The organism is Aeromonas sp. 2HA2 (assembly GCF_029237345.1).
GTDB lineage: Bacteria > Pseudomonadota > Gammaproteobacteria > Enterobacterales > Aeromonadaceae > Aeromonas > Aeromonas salmonicida.
This window is the reverse complement of record NZ_JAACGB010000007.1, coordinates 74,728-96,654: the sequence shown is the minus strand read 5'-3', so window position 1 is coordinate 96,654 and position 21,927 is coordinate 74,728. Positions and strand designations below refer to the sequence as shown.

Below are 21,927 nucleotides of genomic sequence, written 5' to 3'. Positions count from 1 at the left end.
TGCCTCCCCCAATAATCTGAAAAAGGGGTCACCTTAAGAAGGGGCCCCTTGATACCGGGTTTAGCCATGATATGGCTCACCGCAGTCGGCTTATTTAACGCCGTAACTGGTCAGGATCTGATCCATGGTCCCGTCTGCACTGATGATTGCCAATCCCTTGTTGAAAGCCTCGATCAACTCCTGGCTGCGCGGGTTTTTCACGCCGCTGGCGATATGGAGCGGGTTGGTGGAGAGTGCATTGGCCGTGAAGGCAAACTTGCTGGCATCCATACCCTGCTGGGCCATGATGGCCCGCGCAACAACCTCGTCTTCCAACGTCAAATCGATACGCCCATCAAGCAGCTTCTTCAGATTGGTCGGCAAGTCACCGGCCTCCTGGCGGTTTAGCTCAGCCTGCATGAAGTCGTCACCGTAGCCATAACCCCGCACTATGCCAATGCTCTTGCCTTTGAGACTGGCCAAGCCATTCAACTCGAAACTGCCGCCAGCCAACTGGATAAATTTGACCTGATTCTTCAGATACTCGTCACTGAAACGCAGTGACTTGGTGCGAGCTTCGGTGAACCATGCACCTACCAGAATATCGATATTCCCTTCCTCAACTTCCGACAACGCCCTGGCCCAAGGCATGATGCGCATGTCGAGCTCATAACCCTGGGTGGCAAGTGCACGTTTGACCAGCTCTACCGAGATGCCTTTGTTGGCATCAATGACAAAGGGCGGCCAGGGATCTTGCGCAGCCGTCACACTGGCGGCATGCGCCCCAAAGGTCGACAGCGCCAGCAGTAATCCTATCATCCATGATTTCATCTCATACCTCTTGCCTGTGTGGGGAAACCCTTTGAGATAAGAGGAGCGAAGGACACTTTGTCAAGGCAGCAGAGACGACAGGCTATTGTGATTCGAACCCGCAGAGTCCTTGTGGCATAATACCCTGTCCAATGGCCCGCTCAGGGTCATCTCCTTTTGCCTGATATACGCTGTTTCATCTTGAGAAACAGCCAAACAAGGGGTAATCATGTCTTCCATTCGTCTAACCCAATACAGCCACGGGGCTGGCTGCGGCTGCAAAATTTCTCCCAAGGTGCTCGACACCATTCTCAAGAGCCAGATCCCGGGCTTTGACGACCCGACCCTGGTGGTTGGCAACAGCAGCAAGGATGACGCGGCCGTGGTCGATATCGGCAACGGTCAGGGCATTGTTTCCACCACCGACTTCTTCATGCCCATCGTCGATGATCCCTTTACCTTTGGCCGCATCGCGGCCACCAACGCCATCAGCGACATCTACGCCATGGGCGGCAAGCCCATCGTTGCCATTGCCATCCTAGGCTGGCCCATCAACACGCTCGCTCCCGAAATTGCGCAGCAGGTGATCGACGGCGGCCGCCAGGTGTGCCATGAAGCGGGCATATCCTTGGCTGGCGGCCACAGTATCGATGCCCCCGAGCCCATCTTCGGTCTGGCGGTGACCGGTATAGTGCCGCTCAACGCCATCAAGCAGAACGACACGGCCAAGGTGGGTGACACCCTCTATCTGACCAAGCCCCTCGGTATCGGCATACTCACCACGGCCCAGAAGAAAGGCAAATTGAAGCCAGAGCATGAGCAGCTGGCCCCCGACGCCATGTGCACCCTCAACAAGATTGGCCAGCGCTTTGCCGAACTGCCCGGCGTGCACGCCATGACGGATGTGACCGGGTTTGGTCTGGCGGGACACCTGCTTGAGATGTGCGAAGGCTCAGGGGTGTGTGCCACCCTCGATTTCAAGGCGCTGCCACTGCTCGACGAGGTAGATTACTACCTGTCCGAGGGCTGCGTACCGGGCGGTACCCTGCGCAACTTCGATTCCTATGGCGCCAAGCTCGGTGCCATGGATGAACGTACCCGCAACATCATGTGCGATCCGCAGACCAGCGGCGGCTTGCTGGTTGCCGTCGGTAAAGAAAGTGAAGCCGAGCTCCTTGCCATCGCGACACAAGCGGGGCTGACCCTCTCCCCCATAGGCCAGCTGAAAGCCTATACCGGAAACCAGTTTATCGAGGTTATCCAATGAGTCAGCGGCTGCTTGCTATTGATACGGATCTGGCTCGGACGTCTCTGGAGGCCCTGCGATGAGCCAACTGCCACTCACCTCGGATCTGGCCCGGATTTTTCTGGATGATGTCCCGCTCATCGACTTGCGTGCCCCCATCGAGTTCAAGGAAGGGGCCTTCCCCTGCTCGACCAGTCTGCCCCTGATGACAGACGATGAGCGTGCCCAGGTGGGCACCTGCTTCAAGCAGCGAGGCCAGGCGGCGGCGATTGAACTGGGTCACCAACTGGTGGGGGGCGCCGTGCGTGCCGAACGGCTCGACGGCTGGCTGGCACAGTTACGAAAACAGCCCGATGCCCTGCTCTACTGCTTTCGTGGCGGCCTGCGCTCACAAACCGTGCAACTCTGGTTGCACGAGGCCGGGGTCACCCGTCCCCGGGTAGCCGGTGGCTACAAGGAGATGCGCCGTTTCCTCATCGATACCCTGGACAAAGCAGCGGCCGAGTGTCACTGGACAGTGCTGACCGGCATGACCGGCTCCGGCAAGACCCATATGCTGGAGCACGTGACTCAGGCGGTGGATCTGGAAGGGCATGCCCATCACAGGGGCTCGTCATTTGGTCAGCTTCCAGGGGGCCAGCCCAGCAACATCAATTTTGAAAACAAGCTGGCCATCGAACTGCTCAAGCGCCGCCACCAGGGTGAACATGCCTTCGTGGTGGAGGACGAGAGCCGGCTCATCGGTCGCTGCTGCCTGCCCAACCCCCTGTTTGATGCCATGTGCGAGGCACCGCTGGTGGTGGTGGATGTGCCGCAGAGCGAGCGTGCCGAACAGATCCGCCAGGACTATGTGCACGATCTCTGGCTACGTTATCAGGCCATGTTTGGTGCCGAAGAAGGCTGGCCACTGTTTGCGGCCTATCTCACCGATGCTCTGGCCCGCCTCAAGCGCCGCCTTGGCGATCAAGCACACCGCGAGCTGGACCAGCTGATGCAAATCGCCCTCGCCGAGCAAGCCAACAGCGGCACCACCGAGCGCCATCTGGCCTGGATCACCCTGCTGCTGACCCGCTACTACGACCCTATGTATCTCTATCAACTGGGCAACAAGCGTGAGCGCATCGTGTTCCGGGGTGAGAAGCAGGCCTGTCTGGACTTCTTTGCCGAGCAATACGCAGCCCGGCAGCAAGGCTGACTCACCCCCGTCAAACAAGAGGACCCCCTATGTTGAAATTCGAGGTGATCCCGGTCACCCAATTTGCCCAGAACTGCTCCCTCATCTGGTGTGACGAGACCCACCAGGCGGCGCTGATTGACCCGGGTGGCGAGGCCGACAAGCTGCTCGCAGCCATCACCCAGCACGGGCTTACCCTGACCCACATCCTGCTGACCCATGGCCATCTGGATCACGTGGGCGCCGCCGCAGAGCTGCGCGAAACAACCGGCGTAGCCATCACAGGCCCCCACAAAGAAGATGCCTTCTGGCTCGACATGCTGCCCCGGCAGAGCCAGATGTTTGGCTTCGCCCATACCCCTGCTTTCACGCCGGACAGCTGGCTTGAACAGGGTGACAAGGTGCGAGTGGGCAACTGCGAGCTGGAGGTCTATTTCTGTCCGGGCCACACTCCGGGCCACGTCATCCTGCTCAGCCAGGCCGAAAAAATCGCCTGGGTTGGTGACGTGCTGTTCGCCGGCAGCATAGGCCGCACCGACTTCCCACGCGGTGATCACGGGACGCTGATCAAGTCGATCACCGAGACCCTGCTGCCCCTTGGCGATGACATCGTCTTCATCCCCGGCCACGGCCCCAGCTCGACGTTCGGCCGCGAGAAGGCAAGCAATCCCTACCTGACGCAACCTATCTGGTGATCTCCCGCTCCTCGCGGTTGTCCCACTGGCTCTTGAGGTGCAAGATCTCCGGCATGATCTCGAGAAAACGTGCGAGCAGCCGGGGATCGAAATGCTGGCCAGCCCCGTCACGCAGCGTGGCCAGCACCTGCTCCAGCGGCCAGGGCTCCTTATAAGGACGACACATGCTCAGGGCATCAAACACATCGGCGATGGCCACGATCCGCGACGCCTCGGGGATCCCTTCGCCGGTCTCCCCTGCGGGGTAACCCGAGCCATCCCACTTCTCGTGGTGATGCAGGGCAATCTCCGCCGCCATGCGAAAGATGGGGGCGTCTGAACGGCTCAAGATTTCGTAGCCGATGCGCGGGTGGGTGCGCATGATGACCCACTCCTCTTCGGTGAGAGGACCGGGCTTCTTGAGGATGTGATCGGGGATCCCAATCTTGCCCATGTCGTGCATGGGGGCCGCCAGCTCCAGCAGCTCCGACTGCTCCGGACTCCAGCCCGCCGCGCTGGCCAGCGCACGGGCGTAGGCGGCCATGCGCCAGATATGCACCCCGGTGTCGGTGTCGTTGTAGTGACCCGCCTCGCTCAGCATCACGATGGCGGTGCGGTAGCTGTGCTCGAGCTGATCGAGGCGCACCAGAGAGAGGTGGTTGCGCACCCGGGCGCGTACCGTGCTCGGGCAGACCGGCTTGTAAATATAATCCACCCCGCCTGCCTCGAACCCCTGGCTCTCGCTGTCTGTGTTGTCGCTCGCCGTGATAAACAGCACCGGGATCCCGGCATAGGCCGGATCGGCCTTGAGCCGGCGGCACACCTCGTAGCCATCCATGTCAGGCATGCGCACGTCAAGCAGGATCAGGGCGGGCTCGTGGCGCGCCACGGCGGCCAGCCCCTCCTCGCCCCCCTTGGCGAAGAAAAGGCTGTACTCCTCCTTGAGGATTTGTCGCAGCAGCCCGAGGTTGCTCGGCTCGTCGTCGATGATCAGCACACGCGGTCGATTCATGATCCAGGAGCCTCCCGATTTTCCAGATAATCCTCCAGTTTGCCGGTCGCAAGCTGGATGTCGAACAGCTCCAGGGCTGTACTGATCTCGCTCACCAGCTCAGAGGGCAAGTAACTCTTGGCCTGGTCCAGCGCCGGTTCGATCAGCTCCAGATCCTCGCTCCTGAAGGCCTGACGTAGGGCATGCAGACACACCTCCTGCGCCTCACCCTGCGCCAGCGGGGAGCTGACTGCCCCCGGCTCGCGCCCGGCATAGATGTCGATGGCCTGCTGCGCCCGCTCTAGCGCCTCAAACAAGGGGGTAATGAGCTGACTGGTGTCCCCTCCCTGTTCGATGGCTTCGTTCAATTCCGCACTGATACGCGCCACATCGGTGAGCGACAGGCTGCCCGCCACCCCCTTGAGCTTGTGGGTCAGACTCGCGGCCGCGTCCGTCTCGTGCTGGGCGATGTAACCCGGCAGCATGGTACCGACCGTCATGTAGTCATCGCGAAAACGCCGCAGGTACTTGAGATAGACCGACTCCTCGCCCCAGTTGCGCAGGCCGGTATCGATGTCGATGCCGACCACCGGCTCCTGGGCTGGCAGCGTGTCGCAGACAGTGAGCGGCACCACACTGTCTGGCAGGTAGCGCAGCAAGGTCGCGATGAGCTGCTCCACATCGAGGGGCTTGGCGATAAAATCGTTCATGCCAGAGGCCAGTGCAGCCTCGCGCTGATCCTTGAACACCCCGGCGGTGAGCGCCAGCACGGGGGTCTCCGCGCGTCCCGGTAGCTGGCGCAGACGACGGGTCGCCTCATAGCCATCCATCACCGGCATCTGCACGTCCATGAGCACCAGATCGATGCGCTGCGCCGGATCGGCAAGGCAGGCCAGAGCCCGCTCCCCGTCGATGGCGGTGATCACCTCGGCCCCCTCCCGCTGCAGCAAGCGGGTTGCCACCTCCAGGTTGATGTCGCTGTCATCGACCAGCAGTATGTGCACATCCGGCAGGCGCTGATGGCGCTGACCGCTTTCCAGCGGCTCCACATGTTCGCGCTTCTCGTGAATGAGGCGCGCCACCGCATTGTAGAGACTGGAGCCGGTGACCGGCTTGTGCAGCACCAGATCCACCAGCTCCGAGCCGGGGCGGCGCATCAACTCTTCCTGGGAATAGGCGGTCGCCATGATGATGATGGGCGAGCGATCCTGCTGCTCGAAGGCACGGCGAATGGCCACGCAGGTCTCGAGCCCGTCCATGCCCGGCATCATCCAGTCGAGCAGGATTACGTCGAAACGCTCCCCCTGGCGCAGCAGATGGTGCAAAGCCTGCTCGCCCGACTCCACCACCCGTGACTGCCAGCCGAGGGAGCCCACCGTCATCGACAGGGTATCGCGGGTCACCTGGTTGTCGTCGGCGATAAGCAGCGAAACGTGCTGCAGCCGTTCGTGGAACACTTCCGGTCGCTCTACCTGAGCCAGCCGGACACGGAACCAGAATTCGCTCCCCTTGCCCAGTTCGCTGATGACACCGATGTCGCCCCCCATCAGGCTCACCAGACGGCGGCTGATGGTCAGGCCAAGCCCGGTTCCGCCAAACCGGCGGCTGGTGGAGGAGTCGGCCTGGGAGAAGGCATTGAAGATGTTGGCCTGCTGCTCGGGCGGAATGCCGATCCCGGTGTCGCGCACCCGAAACAGCAAGGTGGCGGTGCCGTCTTGCTCGGCTTCCAGCTCGACCTTGACCTCCACCTCCCCGCGCTCGGTGAACTTGATGGCGTTGCCGGTCAGGTTGAGCAACACCTGTTCGAGGCGCAGGGCATCCCCAATCAGGTGGGTGGCCCGCTCGGGGGCACTGCTCACCACCAGTTCGAGGTGTTTTTCGCCCACGCAGGTGGACATGATGGCCGCCACGTGATCGAGTACCTCTTCCAGACTGAATGGCACCTGCTCGAGCTCGAGCCGGCCCGACTCAATCTTGGAGAAATCGAGAATGTCGTTGATGATCCCGAGCAGTGCCTGCCCGGCCTGGTGGATCTTGCGCACCAGGGCCCGCTGACCATCGTCTAGTCCTCCCTGTTCGAGCAGGTAGGTCAGCCCCATGATGGCGTTCATGGGGGTACGGATCTCGTGGCTCATGTTGGCGATGAAATCCCCTTTGACCCGCGCGAGCCTGGCCGCCTCCTGTTGTGCCAACTGCTCCCGATGCCGACTGTGCACCAGCGAGGCCACTCCGGCGCCGAACAGCAACAGCAAGGTGGCGCAGCTGGCCGAGATGAGCCCCCAGATGTGAGTGCGGATGGCCAGCAGCTCGCTGCGTGGCACCATGGAGGCAGCTTTCCAGATCAGCTGATCGTGATTGAGTGCCGGGTACAGAGTGGTCCAGCTCCACAGCCCGTCTACCAGCTCAACCTGGCCGCTCGAAGCACCCAAGAATGCCTGCCAGGCCTGGGGAGAAAACTGCTTCAAGGTGAGGTCCGGACGCTCGAGCATGAAGCCCCACTCTTGTGACGGATCCGGGCTGCGCAGCCAATAACCGTCCTGGTTGAACAGCATGGTGTGATCGGCGGCCTTGCCACTGCTGTTAGTGAACTCCTTGAGCATACGAGCGGCCTGCACGTTGATAAGCAGCAAGCCCAGATCGCGGCCCCCCAGACGCATGCGCTTGGCGATACGGATCATGGGATTGAAGGGGCGATCGATCACCCCGTGTTCGACGTTGAGATCGAGCGGCGAGACATAAACCCGCTCCCAGGGCAGCGCCATGGCATCGCGAAAATAGTAACGCTCCCCTTTGTTTTGCAGCTGGTCGTCGGCCACACGCTGCATATACAGGCCCTGACGATCGATGCGCACCCGCTCCATGCCGTCCGGCGCCAACCAGCGCACCTGGGCATAGTCGGGATTGCGATTCATCAGAACGGTGAACTGGGCAGCAATGCTGTCACGTTCGCCGCGCCCCGCAGCTTCGAGCAGAATGGGCTCTTCAGACATGCTGCGCACATGGCGCAGCGGCACCGCCAGCTCGTCATCGAGACGGCTGCTGGCCAGAGCCAGGAAGGTGCTCTCATCGCTACGTAGACGGTAGAGCTCGCGCTCGACCAGTGCGTCACCCAGCAGGTACCCCCCCACCAGGACCAGCACCAGAATGGGTGAGAACAGCAGGAAATATCCCCGTATGATTCCCTTCATGACGGTCAACATCACCCCGCATATGGACTTGTTCGAATACCTTACATGTGTCAGAGCACCACAATTGGTGCCCTGCTGTCAATCATGCCTACAAGTAAAGACTAACGGTACTTTTTGAGTATTTTATTTTTATCGGGAAAAAACGCCGTAAAAACAAAGAGGCCACCCGATTGGGTGGCCTCTTCACAGGAACCTTCGTTGCCGATTAAACGCGAACGAAATCCAGGTGAACCAGCTTCGGCTTAACCGGGTGACGCTGGATAGCCTTCACTTTAACGTTGACTTCTTCACCGTTGATGACCAGGGTCAGCACGGATTCGTAGAATTCCGGCTTCTCTTGGGCAATGATGAATTTTTTGTGGTCAACAGTGATGGACTGAGCTTCTTTGCCGGCACCGTAGATGATGGCAGGAACTTGGTCAGCGTGACGCAGGCGGCGGCTCGCACCTTTCCCCAGGTCAGAACGGACTTCAGCTTGGAATACGAAAGACATAGTGGTTATCTCATATAGATGAATTTATGGTGCTGACTGCGACCGGTCAGCACCTCGCAAAACGAGGGCGCATACTAGCATGGGCCCTGAACAGTGACAAGATACCTTAACGCCCCTGCTCCAGTCGGGCAAAACGCTGCTGCCGCTGTGCCGGACTCAGGGCATCGAAGCGCGCCAGCGTCTGCGGCGCAGGGCAGTAGAGGGTATCCCCCGCCTTCACCCGGATGCCGTTGCCCATCAGCGGGCGATTGTCATCGACAATGGCCAGCAGATAGCTGTAAGTGTCCCCCGCTATGCCAGTGACAGTGCCGTTCTGAGCCAGGGTCGCAGCAATGCGCCACAGGGTTTCTCCCGATGCCACCCGATGACAGACCTGCTTGCCACCACCGGCAGCGGGAGCCGCCAGCGTCAAGGTCGTGTTGACGGATGTCGGTGTGACAACGGGTTGCGATTCTCTCTTGGCCTCGTCTCGGGCGACACTCGCCAGCATGGCCTCCGGTGCCAGCCAGGTTGCGCGCAGATTGAGACTCACCAGCAGCGGCTCGGCCCCATCACGGATGGCTCTTGGCTGACCGGGCATCACAGGCGAAGAAAATTCCGCCATAAAGGGTACCTGACCAGGGATCGCAGCCTGTTGGCTCTGCCTCTGATCCAAGGCAGGCAGCAGGGGTGCAAGCCCGTAGGCGGCCTCATCGATACGCCTGAGCCGTGCCAGATACGCCTTGGAGAGTTGAGCCTCCCCCTCGAACAGGTCAAAAGGGGGCACCAGCCGGGCCGGAAACAGCACCTGCCAGCGGCCCTTCTTTTTCTTGAGCTCAAGGGGAGGAAATTGATTGCCCCGCCAGGCCACGAACATGGCCGGCGGAGTACGGTGTAGCGGGTAATACTCCGGGTTCAGTTGTACCCAGGTTTGCTCGGCTATGGGTTGATAGCCACTGATGTTGACCATTGCCACGCTTAACCAGAATCCAAGCATCCTTGCTCCTCCGTTAGCCTTTTCCTGGTCGGCGGCAAGGGCCACCGACACGAAGACCTGCCTGTCTCCTACAGCAGATTAGCACTGGGCGATGGCGTTGAGCACCCGTTTATCTGACACCGGATAGGGGGTCCCCAGATTCTGGGCGAAGAAGGAGACCCGCAACTCCTCGATCATCCAGCGGATATTGGCCACTTCGGTCGGGATCAACTGGGATTTGGGGATCTTGGCCAAGAGAGCCTTGTACTCGGCTTCAACGCTCTGCACCTTGAGCATGTAAACCCGATCCCGGTTGGGATCGATGGCCAGCTTTTCCATCCGGCGCTCGATCGCTCGCAGGTAGCGCAGCAAGTCCGGCAGCCGCTGCCAGCCGGTCTCGGTCACGAACCCCTTGTGAATGAGGTTGCCCAGCTGAAGCTGGATATCCGACATGGCAAAGGCGGTGTCGAGCTGCATCTTGCCCTTGAGCCGCTTCTTGATTTCGTGAGAAAGCGTCAGCACGGCTTCCACCTGGCTGGCCACTTCCACCACGGCATCGTTGAGCTCGGCGCGCACAAATTCCTTGAGCGCTTCGAAACCGGCCTCATCCCAGGCCAAGCCGCCATGCTGTGCAATGAGCTTGTCGCAACCGCAGGCAATGCAGTCATCGATAAGCTCGGCCACCTTGCCAAACGGGTTGAAGTAGAGCCCCAGCTTGGCCTTGTTGGGCAGCTTCTCCTGCAGGTACTTGATGGGAGATGGCACGTTAAGCAGCACCAGTCGGCGCTGGCCCGCCCACATCAGCTGCTGCTGGGCCACAGCGCTCTCCACCAGCTGGATGGAGACCGAATCTTTCTCATCCACCAGTGCCGGATAGGCTTTCACTTCGAAACCACCGCGCTTCTGGCTGTATTCCTGCGGCAATTCGCCAAAGCTCCACAGCGTCAGGCCTGACTGCTCTATGTCGTCGTCCGCCACCTGGGACAGCGTCTCCTGCACACGCCCACGCAAGGATTCTTTCAGCGCCTCCAGATCCTTGCCTTCCGCAATAAGCTTGTGCCTATCGTCCACCACCCGGAAGGTGAATTTCAGGTGATCGGGCACCGCAGACCAATCCCATGACTCGCGGGGCACAGTCACCCCCGTCATGCGCCGCAGTTGACGCTCCATCTCGTCCAGCAGTGGTCCCTGCTCGGGGTTGAGGCTGGCGAGCAGCGCATCGGCGTAGTTGGGGGCCGGTACGAAATTTTTGCGCATCGGCTTTGGCATGGATTTTATCAGCGCCACCAGCAACTCATGACGCAGCCCGGGGATCAGCCACTCGAATCCCTTTACCTCCACCTGATTGAGCAGTGGCAGCGGAATATGCAGGGTGACGCCATCGGCCGCCTCCCCCGGTTCAAACTGGTAGCTCAATTTAAGTTTGAGTCGTCCCTGCTGCCAGAAGTTGGGATAGTCGAGATCACTGATGTGGGCCGCATCCCCCTTCATCAGCATCTCCCGCTCGAAGTTGAGCAGCTCTGGATCCTGCTTTTGCGCCTCTTTCCACCAGTTGTCGAAGTGGCGACTTGATATCACCTCTTCCGGCAAACGGGCGTCGTAGAAGCGGAACAAGTCCTCATCCTCCACCAGAATGTCGCGACGGCGGGACTTGTGCTCCAGCTCCTCCACTTCGGCCAAAAGCTTGCGGTTGTCGCCAAAGAAGCGGTGACGGGTCTCGAAATCCCCCTCCACCAGGGCACGACGGATAAAGAGCTCTCGACACAGCACAGGATCGAGGCGGCTGAAGTTGATGGTGCGCTCATTGACCAGCGTCAGACCAAACAGGGTCACTTTCTCCTTGGCCATGACGGCGCCATTCTTCTTCGACCAGTGGGGATCGCTGTGGTGCAGCTTGATGAGGTGAGCCGCCAGCGGCTCCACCCACTCCGGCTCAATCTTGGCATTGACCCGGGCGTAGAGGCGGGAGGTTTCCACCAGTTCGGCGGCCATCACCCACTTGGGCGGTTTCTTGAACAGACCCGAGGCCGGGAAAATGTGGAAGCGGCCGTTGCGGGCGCCGAGAAACTCGGGCTTCTCCAGATCCTTGTTGCCGATATGGCTCAGGAGACCGGTCAGCAAGGCGCAATGTACCGTCTTGAAATCCGCCGGTTCATGATTGGCTTTAAAGCCCAGCTCTTTCACCGTCTGGCGCAACTGGAAGTGAATATCCTGCCATTCGCGCACCCGCAGGTAGGAGAGGAACTCCTTCTGGCACATGCGGCGGAACGGGTTGCTGCCCAGTGCATCCTGCTGCTCTTTGAGGTAATTCCACAGATTGACGAAGGCAAGGAAGTCAGAGTCCTTGTCTTCAAAACGCTTGTGTTGCTCATCGGCGGCCTGCTTCTTCTCCATGGGCCGCTCGCGGGGATCCTGGATGCTGAGGCCGGCGGTGATCACCATGACCTCGCTCATGCAACCGGTTTGCGCCGCCGTGATCACCATCTTCGCCAAACGGGGATCAAGGGGAATGCGCGACAGCTGACGACCTATGTCGGTCAACTGCAGTTTGGGCTCCTGATCCTGGGTGCCAGGCAGCTCTCTTACTGCCTCCAGCTCCTTGAGCAGGCTCAGGCCATCCTTGATGTGGCGTGACTCGGGCGGCTCGACGAAGGGGAAGGCCTCCATGTTGCCAAGGCCGAGTGCCAGCATCTGCAAAATGACGGAGGCCAGGTTGGTACGCAGGATCTCGGGATCGGTAAAAGCGGGACGATTGTTGAAATCCTCCTCGGAGTAGAGGCGGATACAGATACCGTCCGCCACCCGGCCACAACGCCCTTTGCGCTGGTTGGCACTGGCCTGGGAGACCGGCTCTATGGGCAGGCGCTGCACCTTGGTACGCCAGGAGTAGCGACTGATGCGGGCGGTACCCGGGTCTATCACATAACGGATGCCCGGCACTGTGAGGGAGGTTTCCGCCACGTTGGTGGCGAGCACGATGCGCCGCCCGGCGTGTTGCTGGAACACTCGGTTCTGCTCTGTGTTGGAGAGGCGCGCATAGAGCGGCAGCACTTCGGTATCTCGCAGGCCCAGTTTGTTCAAGGCATCGGCGGTATCGCGGATCTCCCGCTCGCCGTTCATGAAGATGAGAATGTCCCCCAGTCCTTCCTCGGCCAGCTCCTGCACCGCATCAAAGATACCCTGCAACTGATCGCTATCGTCACTCCCTTCCAGCAGCGGCCGATAGCGCACATCGACGGGATAGGTGCGGCCGGAGACTTCGATCACCGGCGCCTTGTTGAAATGGCGGGAGAAGCGCTGGGGATCTATGGTAGCCGAGGTGATGATCACCTTGAGATCGGGGCGCCTTGGCAGCAGCTGCTTGAGATAACCCAGAATGAAGTCGATGTTGAGGCTGCGCTCGTGGGCCTCATCGATGATGATGGTGTCGTACTGGGTGAGCATCCGGTCGTTCTGGATCTCCGCCAGCAAGATACCGTCTGTCATCAGCTTGATGTGGGTCTGCTCGCTCACCTGATCGGTAAAACGCACCTTGTAACCCACGTACTGGCCGAGTTCTGACTCCATCTCCTCTGCGATACGGGCAGCCACAGTACGGGCAGCCAGACGGCGCGGCTGGGTGTGGCCGATGAAGCCCTTCACCCCGCGCCCCAGCGCCAGGCAGATCTTGGGGATCTGGGTCGTTTTGCCCGAGCCGGTTTCACCGGCGATGATCACCACCTGATGCTCACTGATCGCCTTGGCGATCTCTGCCTGCTTCTGGCTGACAGGCAAGTTGTCCGGGTACGTGACCTTGGGGACACCGGCCAGACGGGACTGATAACGCGCCTGCGCTGCGTCCAGATCGGCGGCAATGGTCTCCAGCACTGTGATCTGCTTGCCCTCGGGCAGCTTCTTGACCCCGTTCAGACGACTGGAAAGACGACGGGCATCAAGGTTCATGCAGGCTGAAAGACGGCGGCGCAGCGCCTCGATAGAGAGAGACAAGGTACAAATTCCTTAATAGAGAGCCCGGCATGGGGCCATATCGACAAGCTTCGGCAGATCCTAAAGAGCGGGGGGGAGCGGTGCAAGCCTTAAAGCGATTGGGGTAGCGATGAAAGCCGGAATACATCCGGTATGAAGAGAGTGCCTGAATAAAAAGAGCAGGCACCCGGCCTGCTCCTGATGACGTCTTCCACTCAACCCGATCAGACCCGGGCCTTGTGCACGAAGCAGGTACCCAGCTGGGCATGGATCGCCTGCATCACATCGTGACGGCTGATCACCCCGAGCAGGCGCCCCTCCTCCACCACCGGATAGATCTTGGGCTTTTGCCCCATCATCATCTCGGCCAGCTCCAGAATGCTGGTATCAGGCCCGACGGCCAGCACCTCATTGCGCATCACATTCTTGACCTGAGCCACCTGCTCGCAGTGATAGGCCTCTTTGAGCATGACGGCAATACAGTCCTGCTCGGACACCCAACCAATGAGATGACCCAGTGCATCCACTACGGGGCCACCGAGCTGGCGGCTATTGAGAAACTTTTCCACCGCAGATTGCACCATCATGTCAGCGCTGAACGTGATGGGCCGGTGCTGCATGTAATCCTTTGCTTTTAGTGATTCCATTGTGCTTCCCCCAACCAGCCTCCCGGGCGGGAGGCGCAAGTCAGACACTATGTCCGACCCACACCAAGCATAGCTCGCCCAATATCAGGAGATGGATTGCAGCAGCAACAGCAACTCGTTCTGGCTGTGGCAGTCGGTTTTCTTGAAGACCCCTTTGAGGGTCGAGCGGACTGTTTCCACCTTGACACCGCGCAGCTCAGCGATGTCGTTGCTGCTATAACCCTTGCTCATCAGCACCAACAACTCTTTCTCGCCGATGGTGAGGGGGTAAAGGCTCGCCAGTGCCTCGATATCGGGATTGAATGAGTGTTCGGGATCACGCAGCACCACTTCCACATAGCGCTCAAACCGGCTGAGGCCGCTCATCAGGGTGCACTGGATCAGCAAGGGCCTTAAATTGGCCTGACGGGGAATGGACATATAAGCGCTCGCTCCCGGCAACAGGTAAGCAAAGCCATTCAATATCTCTTTGAACTGGCGTTGCTGCTCCTTATTTTGCAGCGAGAAGATACCATTGATGGCCCGCAGCTCCACATTTTCATCTGAGATACGGTTGAAGGCCACATTGGAATAATGGATATGGCCTTTGTCATCGACGATGGCACTGGGCTTATTATGATTTTTAACCAACTGCTGCAGCTGGTAGTTCTGGGTCTCCAGAGCCAGCAGATTCCAATAATGGTGGCTCCAGGCAGCCAGGCCGGAATAAACCTCTCCCAGTGAGGAGATATCCTGAGCACTGAAATCATCCTGGCTGGCACCACGATAGGTACACAGGCTGCTAAGGCCCCGCCCCTTCACCCGGCAGACGCCACCCGCCGCAAACTGGGCGCCGAAGCTGGCCAGCAATCCTGCCGAATTGGACAGGGTGGTGGCATTGACTATGCCCTGGCAGCCCTTGTCCAGATAATGATTGAACCACACATCCTGACGATGGTGTTGCACATAGAACTGCTGCTGAGCCTCGGTCAGGCCGCTTGAGAAGAGTTTTATCCCGTCGCTTTTGTCATCATCCCGTAACAAAAATAGCGAGGAACTCCCCGACACATCGGTGCGGAACTGATCCACCACCAACTTAATGTCAGAATCATTAATACCGCACTCATATAACTGGCTTATATAGGGCGATACCCTTTCCTTTACTAATGCCTTCACACCCGAACTCCTAATTCTTATTTTTATTGAGGAGGCATCTTACTCTGCAATGAGAAACGCGAAAAGTAGTCAAATGAACAAAGGTTTTATAACTGTTCCGTAAATAGTAATGATGAAACGACATAAGGGTGAGCGAAAGCGAAAATTTAAAATCCAAGTTAATGTTTTTTATGCTTTTTGTCGCTATGGATTTTTTTGTCGGTCTAAAGATTCCTGTCTCTGTGACATCCTGATTACCCGACAAGCCTCACATTTTATCCCTTTTGCCATGACAGCGGGTCCAGCCCGGATAAAAGCGCGACACCCTGCAACCCGCGGCGCTGCGATACCGGGTCTACGCAGACAAGCCACAGGTTATCTATTCCATCGTGCTGGCGCCTGAACCAAAAACCCTCATCCCAAAGAGCCGGGCAAGCCGTTAATTGTCTGGGTCCCCTCATAAAAGACTCAAGTTGAGCTTGTTTCTCAATGGTTAATTTTGTGTTTTATTTGTGAGCGCAGACGGGTATTGTATATACAATTCGTTAGATGGATATCGGACAGGTATCAACCACAAGGAGAGTGTATGGAACCGGAAAATGCATTGATAGCGCCCACCAGATCAGCGGCGGGGATCAAGCTGCTGCTAGCCAGCCTGTTTGGTATCGCCATCTTCTTCATCCCCTTTGAACTGGCAGGCCGCAGCACCATCATGGTGGACCACCTGGCCGGTTTTCTGATAGCGCAGCGCCCACTGGCGGTGGGGTTGATCCTGTTGCTGATTGGCTATGGTGCCATCACCCCCTTGCTGGATGGTCGCTGGCGCGCCCGTCCCATCGACCGGCTTCTGAGCCTGTTCAAGCTGATCGGCCTGGTACTGGCACTCATGTATGTTGCCAATCTGGGGCCAGCCTGGCTGATGACGCCGGATCGTCTGCCCTTCCTGTTTGACAAGCTGGCCATGTCGGTCGGTCTTATCGTGCCCATTGGTGCCATGGCCCTTACTTTCTTGCTCGGCTTCGGTCTGCTGGAGCTGATAGGCGTACTGATGCAGCCCGTGATGCGGCCGCTGTGGCGCACGCCGGGGCACTCTGCCATTGATGCGGTCGCCTCTTTCGTCGGCAGCTATTCGGTGGGACTGCTCATCACCAACCGGGTCTTTCTCGCGGGTAAATACACTGTGCGCGAAGCCGTCATCATTGCGACCGGGTTCTCCACCGTATCGGCCGCGTTCATGATCATAGTGGCCAAGACCCTCAACCTGATGGAACACTGGAACTTCTATTTCTGGTCCACCCTGGTGATCACCTTTGTCATCACCGCCATCCTGGCGCGCGTGCCCCCCATCTCCAACATGGCCCATCATGGGGAAACCGACGAACCATTGCCCGCCGGCAAGAACCGCTGGCAAGCCGCACTGGCATCTGGGTTGATCCAATCCAGCATGGCGCAACCCGTACTGCGCCAGTTGCAGGACAACCTCAAGGATGGCCTGCTGATGGCGGCTGCCGTGGTGCCCACCATATTGTCGGTCGGTTTGCTCGGTCTGTTGCTGGCACAACATACCCCGCTGTTCGACCTGCTGGGCTGGCTGCTGTGGCCGCTCACCTGGCTGCTGGAACTGGGCGAACCGCTGGAAACTGCCAGGGCACTTTCAGCCGGGCTGGCAGAGATGTTCTTGCCCGCCATTTTGCTCAAAGATGCCGACCTGCTGGTGCGCTATGTCACCGCAGTGGTATCGGTCAGCTCGGTTCTCTTCTTCTCCGCCTCCATACCCTGCATCCTGGCCACCCGGATCCCGGTGAGTGTGGGCCAGCTGGTGGTGATCTGGCTGCTACGCACCTTGCTTGGCATAGTGCTTGCCGCACTGTGCGGCAAGCTTGCCATGGCAGCAGGCTGGCTGAGTTAAGCAAGGTGGCAACACCCCAGTGATGACGCGCAAGCGCGTGCACAAACCAATAAGGCGCCCGAGGGCGCCTTATTGGTTTCGGGGCTGCCATTACACCAGCCCGGTACCGGGGCGCTTAATCGGAAAAAGCGCCATAAAAAACGCAGCTGACACAGATCCCTGTATCAGCTGCGTCTTGGTCACGCTTGATAGGGCTTGCGATGCCAGATGAGGAACGAATGAAACACTCACTCTGCGCCACATCGCAAGGAGCATCAGACCGATCTGGCCCTGAGCCCGCCCCCCTATCGACGCATTGGATTTACGTCAGCATCCTTAGAAGGGCAGCTTCATGCCTGGGGGCAGTTGCATGCCACCGGTCAGCTCGCCCATCTTGCTCTTGCTCTGCTCTTCCACACGACGTACGGCATCGTTGACGGCGGCAGCAACCAGATCTTCGATCATCTCTTTGTCATCTTCCATCAGGCTCTGATCGATCTCGATGCGACGCACGCTGTGACTGCCAGCCATGGTGACCTTGACCATACCAGCACCGGCTTCGCCGACTACTTCCATCTCGGCAAGCTGCTCTTGCATCTTTTGCATGCGCTCTTGCATCTGTTGGGCCTGTTTCATCAGGTTCCCCATTCCACCTTTACCAAACATATGTCGTCTCTCGTCTTGAAATCCGGCATCCAGCGCCGGGCTGTGGGCTTGTTCTGTCCTAAATGGGGACAGGCAAACCCCTTTTCAACCGGGCACTGGGCCCGGCATGGGTTTTAACGAATCGTATTCAACTGCTCAGCGGTTCTATGCTCTCCTGGTGGAGCACGGCGCCAAACCTTTGTCTGAGAAATTGCACATTGGGATCCTGCTCCAGATCCCGGCTCACCTGCTCGCGCACCCCCAGATAGAGGCGATGCTCGATCTCAAGGGGGGTTTCCTGATCTGGCACAGTCCCCAGTGTCACCTCCACCTGCACGGCTTGGCCAAGCTCGGGGCCTATGATCTCGGCCAGATCGGCACGGGCCCTGTCGCTGACCAGATGACGCTGTTCAGGTTTCAGGGTCAACAACACCTTGTCTCCCTGCCGGGTCATAACAGAGTTGATCGCAAGCTGACGCAGCCGGCCACCGACACCGGTACGGGCAATCAACTCAGCCCAGGGATCGCCGCAATTGACCAGCAAGGAAGACGGGATCAGTCTGGCGACCTCTTCCCCCTCCTCGGGTTGGTTGTCGCTCTCCAGCTCATCCCAGTCGATGGTCTCCATCACGGAGGCAACCATGGGCGCTGGCTCGCTGGTAGCAACCGCTTGGGGCATCACGGGGGCGGTGCTGGACACGGCAGGCGCTACCTGCGCCCTCGCGGCCGGCGTACCGTCCAGATCCCAGGGTGGCAGATCATCGGGGTTGGGGCGAGCCCTGGTGGGCGCCTGAGCCAGGGCTGCCTGATCATAGGCAGGCACGGCACTGGCTCCCGAAGCCGCCGTCTGTGCCACATTCGCCATTGACGCACTGGCAGCAGACTCGCCAAAGCCTTGATTCAGATACTCTTCATAGTCGCTGCCCCCCTCATCATACGCATCCAGCGGCGGCAATTCGTCATATGCCGTCACAGGGGCTGAATGATGGACAGGCGCCACAGCCGCCCCTTGCCAGGGAGCTGATGGTGGTGTGACGGCTGGCTGAGCGACAGGGCGCCCCTCGGGCGCAGCCACCGGTTTGATGGGTGCAACACGCGGGGCCTGGGCTGTCGCAGGCTCGCTGCGCAATCGACTGCGCAGCAGATTGCGCTTGCCCAGCAGGCTCTGCATGCTGGACGCGGCAGACGGTGCGGCTTCAGGCTCAACCACCGACTCGGCGGCTGTCTCAGTCGGCACCTCGGTGGGTTGCTCAGCTGCCACTGCCATGTCTGAAGGAAGGTGCTGCATCGCCTCATCGGCAGCCACAACGGTGCTGATCGGGGTGCTCGGCGCATCCATGACAGGCTGCGCCTCGTAGCCCATCTGCTGCGCTTCGCGCAGCAACTCGTCCTGTTCGACAAAGAGCGGCGCGCTCAGCGCATCGCTGGCCATCTCCTGCTCATCCGTCTCGAGCACGGCATGCGCAACAAGGGGCACCATCTGGGTGGCGGTATGTTCTACCGACACGGATCCGGGGGCAGCAGGGGGAGCCACAATCGCAGTGGCCAGCGTCGGGGCGGAGTCAGCCCCGCGGGACTTTCCCAGCTGGGCCGGCGCGGCTCCCATCCCTCCCGCCATGGAGGGTGGCAGAACCGTGAGATTGGCAGGATGCACGGCCTCACGACGCGGGGAGAAAGCCAGCATGCGCAAGCACGTCATCTCCAGCGAGGTGCGACCGTCCGGTGCCCAAGGCAGATCTTTTCGTCCCCCCAGCACGATTTGGTAACAAAGCTGCACCTCTTCCGGGCTCATGGCCTGGGCAAGTTGCAGCAGAGACTCGGCATCGGCCCCCTGCTCCTGCACTGTGGCAGGCAACAGCTGTGCCATGGCAATGCGGTGCAGGAGACCTTCCAGCTCGGCATGGAGCTGATCAAAATCGGGGCCCAGGGTAGCGATTTCAGTGATTTTGGCCATGGTGGCCGCAGCATCCTGGCGCAGTATCGCCTCCAGCAACTGGTGCAGGTGACGATGGTCCAGGGTGCCCAACATGGCCAGCACGCTTTCAAGGCGCACGCTGCCATTGCCATGGGCCAGCGCCTGATCGGTCAGACTCAGGGCATCGCGCATGCTGCCATCGGCCGCCTTGGCCAGGGCCAGCAGGGCACGCGGTTCGAACGGTTGAGCTTCCTGATCCAGTACCCACTCCAGCTGCTTGGCAATTTGGGTCTGATCCAGACTCTTGAGATGAAACTGCAAGCAACGGGAGAGAATGGTAATGGGCAGCTTCTGCGGATCCGTGGTGGCCAGCAGAAACTTCACATAGGGAGGCGGCTCTTCCAGGGTTTTGAGCAGGGCGTTGAAGCTGTGACGCGACAACATGTGTACCTCATCGATGAGATACACCTTGAAGCGGCCACGGGCCGGGCGGTACTGCACGTTATCGAGCAGCTCGCGGGTATCTTCCACCTTGGTGCGGGAGGCGGCGTCAATCTCCAGCAGATCGACAAAGTTGCCCTGATCAATCTCGCGGCAGGTATCGCATACGCCGCACGGGTGACTGCTGATCCCCTGCTCGCAATTGAGACTCTTGGCCAGAATGCGGGCTATGGTGGTCTTGCCGACCCCTCGGGTACCGCTGAGCAGATAGGCATGATGCAACCTCCCCTGATCCAGGGCGTTGGTCAAGGCGGTCAGCACATGATGCTGGCCTACCACTTGTTCAAACGTATGGGGGCGCCATTTACGCGCCAGAACCTGATAGCTCATAAATCTCGATGCAGGGATAACAAGGCATTGAGGCAGAATGCTAACACAAATGGATGTTGGGCTGTATCGGCTATCGGCGAGGTCGGGAGGGATCGCTTGAATTTCAAACCGATGCCCGGACGGGCACCGGTTTCGAGACACGCAACAAGCTGACGAGGCCTGCTTTGCATACTGGGGGATTATTCGCCGGCCAGTTCGACCAGTGAGACGACCTTGATGCCGGCGGCAGTCAGGCGGGCGTCACCACCCAGGGACGGCAGTGAGATGATGAAGGCCGCATCGGCCACCTCACCACCGGCACGGCGGATAAGCTTGACGGTCGCATCGACGGTACCGCCGGTCGCCAGCAGATCGTCAACCACCAGCACCTTGTCACCCGGCACTATGGCATCGGTGTGCAGTTGCAGGGTGTCGGTGCCGTACTCGAGGGCATAGGACTCTTCAATCACGGCGCGGGGCAGTTTGCCAGGCTTGCGCACAGGCACAAACCCCAAGCCCATGGCGAAGGCGACCGGTGCACCGAAGATGAAGCCGCGGGCTTCCGTACCGACGATCTTGGTGATCCCTTGATCACGATAATGCTCGGCCAGCAGATCGATGGTGGCCTTGAAGGCCTCCGCATTCTCTATCAGGCTGGTGATGTCACGAAACAGAATGCCCGGCTTCGGATAGTCGGGAATGGTCTTGATGCTCGCTTCGATAAATTTCAGGGTTTCCGGATTCATGGTTTGACCGTTTGTTTTTCGACCCAGATGGCCGTTTATCTCATCTTCCCGCCAGCGGGAAATAAAAAGGCCCATCACGCAACATGACAGGCCGACTCCATAGCATTATTGCCGCAATAGCTTAGGGACTTCACTTCTCCATTGCAACTGGCTCCAGTACTGGCAAACGTATTAACCAGGTGAGCAGGATCACCATTATGGCAATGAGCAGCAATCTGACCCAGAGCAGAGGCACCACCGCCAGGGACACAGAGAAAGAGAGCAGGATAAAGACGACAGCGCGGCGGCGGGCATGACGGCGAATGCCGCGGTGCAGCTGCCAGTCGACGATGGGCGGCCCGAACCAGGGGTGAGCCAGCAACCAGCGGTGAAAGCGGGGAGAAGAACGGGCAAACAGCGCCGCCGCCAGCAACATGAAGGGAGTGGTTGGCAGCAGTGGCAGCACTATCCCGACAATGCCGGTCACGAAGGCCAGCCAGCCCAACCCCATCAGACACCAACGTTTCATGGCTGCTCCTTTACAATGCACCTCTGCTTAGCCTAACAGAATTGGCCCAAAAGCCGACAACGTCGGCTATCTCCACAGCAATCTGCGGCTCATCAGCCTCCATGAAGCTGCCAACGGCTATCATCTCTGCAATCCCTTGCCTTCGGAACCGGTTATGC

16 protein-coding genes are annotated in these 21,927 nt (G+C 59.4%); 4 read left to right on the top strand and 12 right to left on the bottom strand.

Annotated features, from left to right (window positions below; all coding sequences use genetic code 11):
• Window positions 1–90: 90 nt before the first annotated feature.
• Entirely contained in the window at window positions 91–810 is a 720-nt protein-coding gene (locus GWQ29_RS11310) for a transporter substrate-binding domain-containing protein (protein ID WP_181455222.1), read from the bottom strand.
• Window positions 811–1,015: 205 nt separating this feature from the next.
• Here GWQ29_RS11310 and selD point away from each other — a divergent pair, with 205 nt between their 5' ends.
• The 3 genes from selD to GWQ29_RS11295 are packed head-to-tail and all read left to right on the top strand — an operon-like array spanning window position 1,016 to window position 3,904.
• Window positions 1,016–2,056, top strand: a complete 1,041-nt coding sequence (gene selD, locus GWQ29_RS11305) for a selenide, water dikinase SelD (RefSeq protein WP_258394171.1) — start codon at window positions 1,016–1,018, stop codon at window positions 2,054–2,056.
• A gap of 58 nt (window positions 2,057–2,114) precedes the next feature.
• On the top strand, window positions 2,115–3,230 hold the full coding sequence (mnmH, locus tag GWQ29_RS11300; RefSeq protein ID WP_169046133.1) for a tRNA 2-selenouridine(34) synthase MnmH: 1,116 nt from the start codon (window positions 2,115–2,117) through the stop codon (window positions 3,228–3,230).
• Window positions 3,231–3,259: 29 nt separating this feature from the next.
• Entirely contained in the window at window positions 3,260–3,904 is a 645-nt protein-coding gene (locus GWQ29_RS11295) for an MBL fold metallo-hydrolase (RefSeq protein ID WP_275919453.1), read from the top strand.
• Here GWQ29_RS11295 and GWQ29_RS11290 read toward each other — a convergent pair.
• The 7 genes from GWQ29_RS11290 to GWQ29_RS11260 form a co-directional block, all read right to left on the bottom strand.
• Window positions 3,894–4,895, bottom strand: coding sequence for an HD domain-containing phosphohydrolase (locus GWQ29_RS11290; RefSeq protein ID WP_275919452.1), 1,002 nt, complete (start codon window positions 4,893–4,895; stop codon window positions 3,894–3,896). The two genes, GWQ29_RS11295 and GWQ29_RS11290, sit on opposite strands and share 11 nt — an antisense overlap.
• Window positions 4,892–8,062: a response regulator gene (locus GWQ29_RS11285; protein WP_275919451.1), complete on the bottom strand. Its 3,171-nt coding sequence runs from the start codon at window positions 8,060–8,062 to the stop codon at window positions 4,892–4,894. The genes GWQ29_RS11290 and GWQ29_RS11285 overlap by 4 nt, the downstream gene beginning before the upstream one ends.
• Window positions 8,063–8,267: 205 nt before the next feature.
• Window positions 8,268–8,555 (bottom strand): 50S ribosomal protein L25, encoded by a 288-nt coding sequence (gene rplY / locus GWQ29_RS11280; protein WP_005311442.1) that lies wholly within the window; start codon window positions 8,553–8,555, stop codon window positions 8,268–8,270.
• Between the two features lie 106 nt (window positions 8,556–8,661).
• Complete coding sequence (locus GWQ29_RS11275) at window positions 8,662–9,531, bottom strand: LysM peptidoglycan-binding domain-containing protein (RefSeq protein ID WP_275919450.1); 870 nt, start codon at window positions 9,529–9,531, stop codon at window positions 8,662–8,664.
• A gap of 78 nt (window positions 9,532–9,609) precedes the next feature.
• Window positions 9,610–13,497 (bottom strand): ATP-dependent RNA helicase HrpA, encoded by a 3,888-nt coding sequence (hrpA, locus tag GWQ29_RS11270; protein ID WP_275919449.1) that lies wholly within the window; start codon window positions 13,495–13,497, stop codon window positions 9,610–9,612.
• Between the two features lie 203 nt (window positions 13,498–13,700).
• Window positions 13,701–14,123 carry a CBS domain-containing protein gene (locus GWQ29_RS11265; RefSeq protein ID WP_005311439.1) on the bottom strand — a complete coding sequence of 141 codons (423 nt, stop codon included), beginning with the start codon at window positions 14,121–14,123 and terminating at the stop codon, window positions 13,701–13,703.
• An 84-nt stretch (window positions 14,124–14,207) separates the two neighbouring features.
• Window positions 14,208–15,278 carry a LuxR C-terminal-related transcriptional regulator gene (locus GWQ29_RS11260; protein WP_034523647.1) on the bottom strand — a complete coding sequence of 357 codons (1,071 nt, stop codon included), beginning with the start codon at window positions 15,276–15,278 and terminating at the stop codon, window positions 14,208–14,210.
• A gap of 565 nt (window positions 15,279–15,843) precedes the next feature.
• On the opposite strand from GWQ29_RS11260, the gene GWQ29_RS11255 reads away from it, so the two are divergent.
• Complete coding sequence (locus GWQ29_RS11255) at window positions 15,844–17,166, top strand: YjiH family protein (RefSeq protein WP_271770792.1); 1,323 nt, start codon at window positions 15,844–15,846, stop codon at window positions 17,164–17,166.
• 315 nt (window positions 17,167–17,481) lie between these two features.
• Here the strand turns inward: GWQ29_RS11255 and GWQ29_RS11250 are convergent, their stop codons facing one another.
• The 4 genes from GWQ29_RS11250 to GWQ29_RS11235 all read right to left on the bottom strand — a co-directional run bounded on the left by GWQ29_RS11250 (window position 17,482) and on the right by GWQ29_RS11235 (window position 21,769).
• Complete coding sequence (locus GWQ29_RS11250) at window positions 17,482–17,811, bottom strand: YbaB/EbfC family nucleoid-associated protein (protein ID WP_011898717.1); 330 nt, start codon at window positions 17,809–17,811, stop codon at window positions 17,482–17,484.
• Between the two features lie 127 nt (window positions 17,812–17,938).
• On the bottom strand, window positions 17,939–20,536 hold the full coding sequence (gene dnaX, locus GWQ29_RS11245; RefSeq protein WP_275919448.1) for a DNA polymerase III subunit gamma/tau: 2,598 nt from the start codon (window positions 20,534–20,536) through the stop codon (window positions 17,939–17,941).
• Between the two features lie 179 nt (window positions 20,537–20,715).
• On the bottom strand, window positions 20,716–21,261 hold the full coding sequence (gene apt, locus GWQ29_RS11240) for an adenine phosphoribosyltransferase (RefSeq protein ID WP_005311419.1): 546 nt from the start codon (window positions 21,259–21,261) through the stop codon (window positions 20,716–20,718).
• A 130-nt stretch (window positions 21,262–21,391) separates the two neighbouring features.
• A complete protein-coding gene (locus GWQ29_RS11235) occupies window positions 21,392–21,769 on the bottom strand; it encodes a YbaN family protein (protein ID WP_005311418.1) in 378 nt (125 codons plus the stop codon).
• Window positions 21,770–21,927 lie beyond the last annotated feature (158 nt).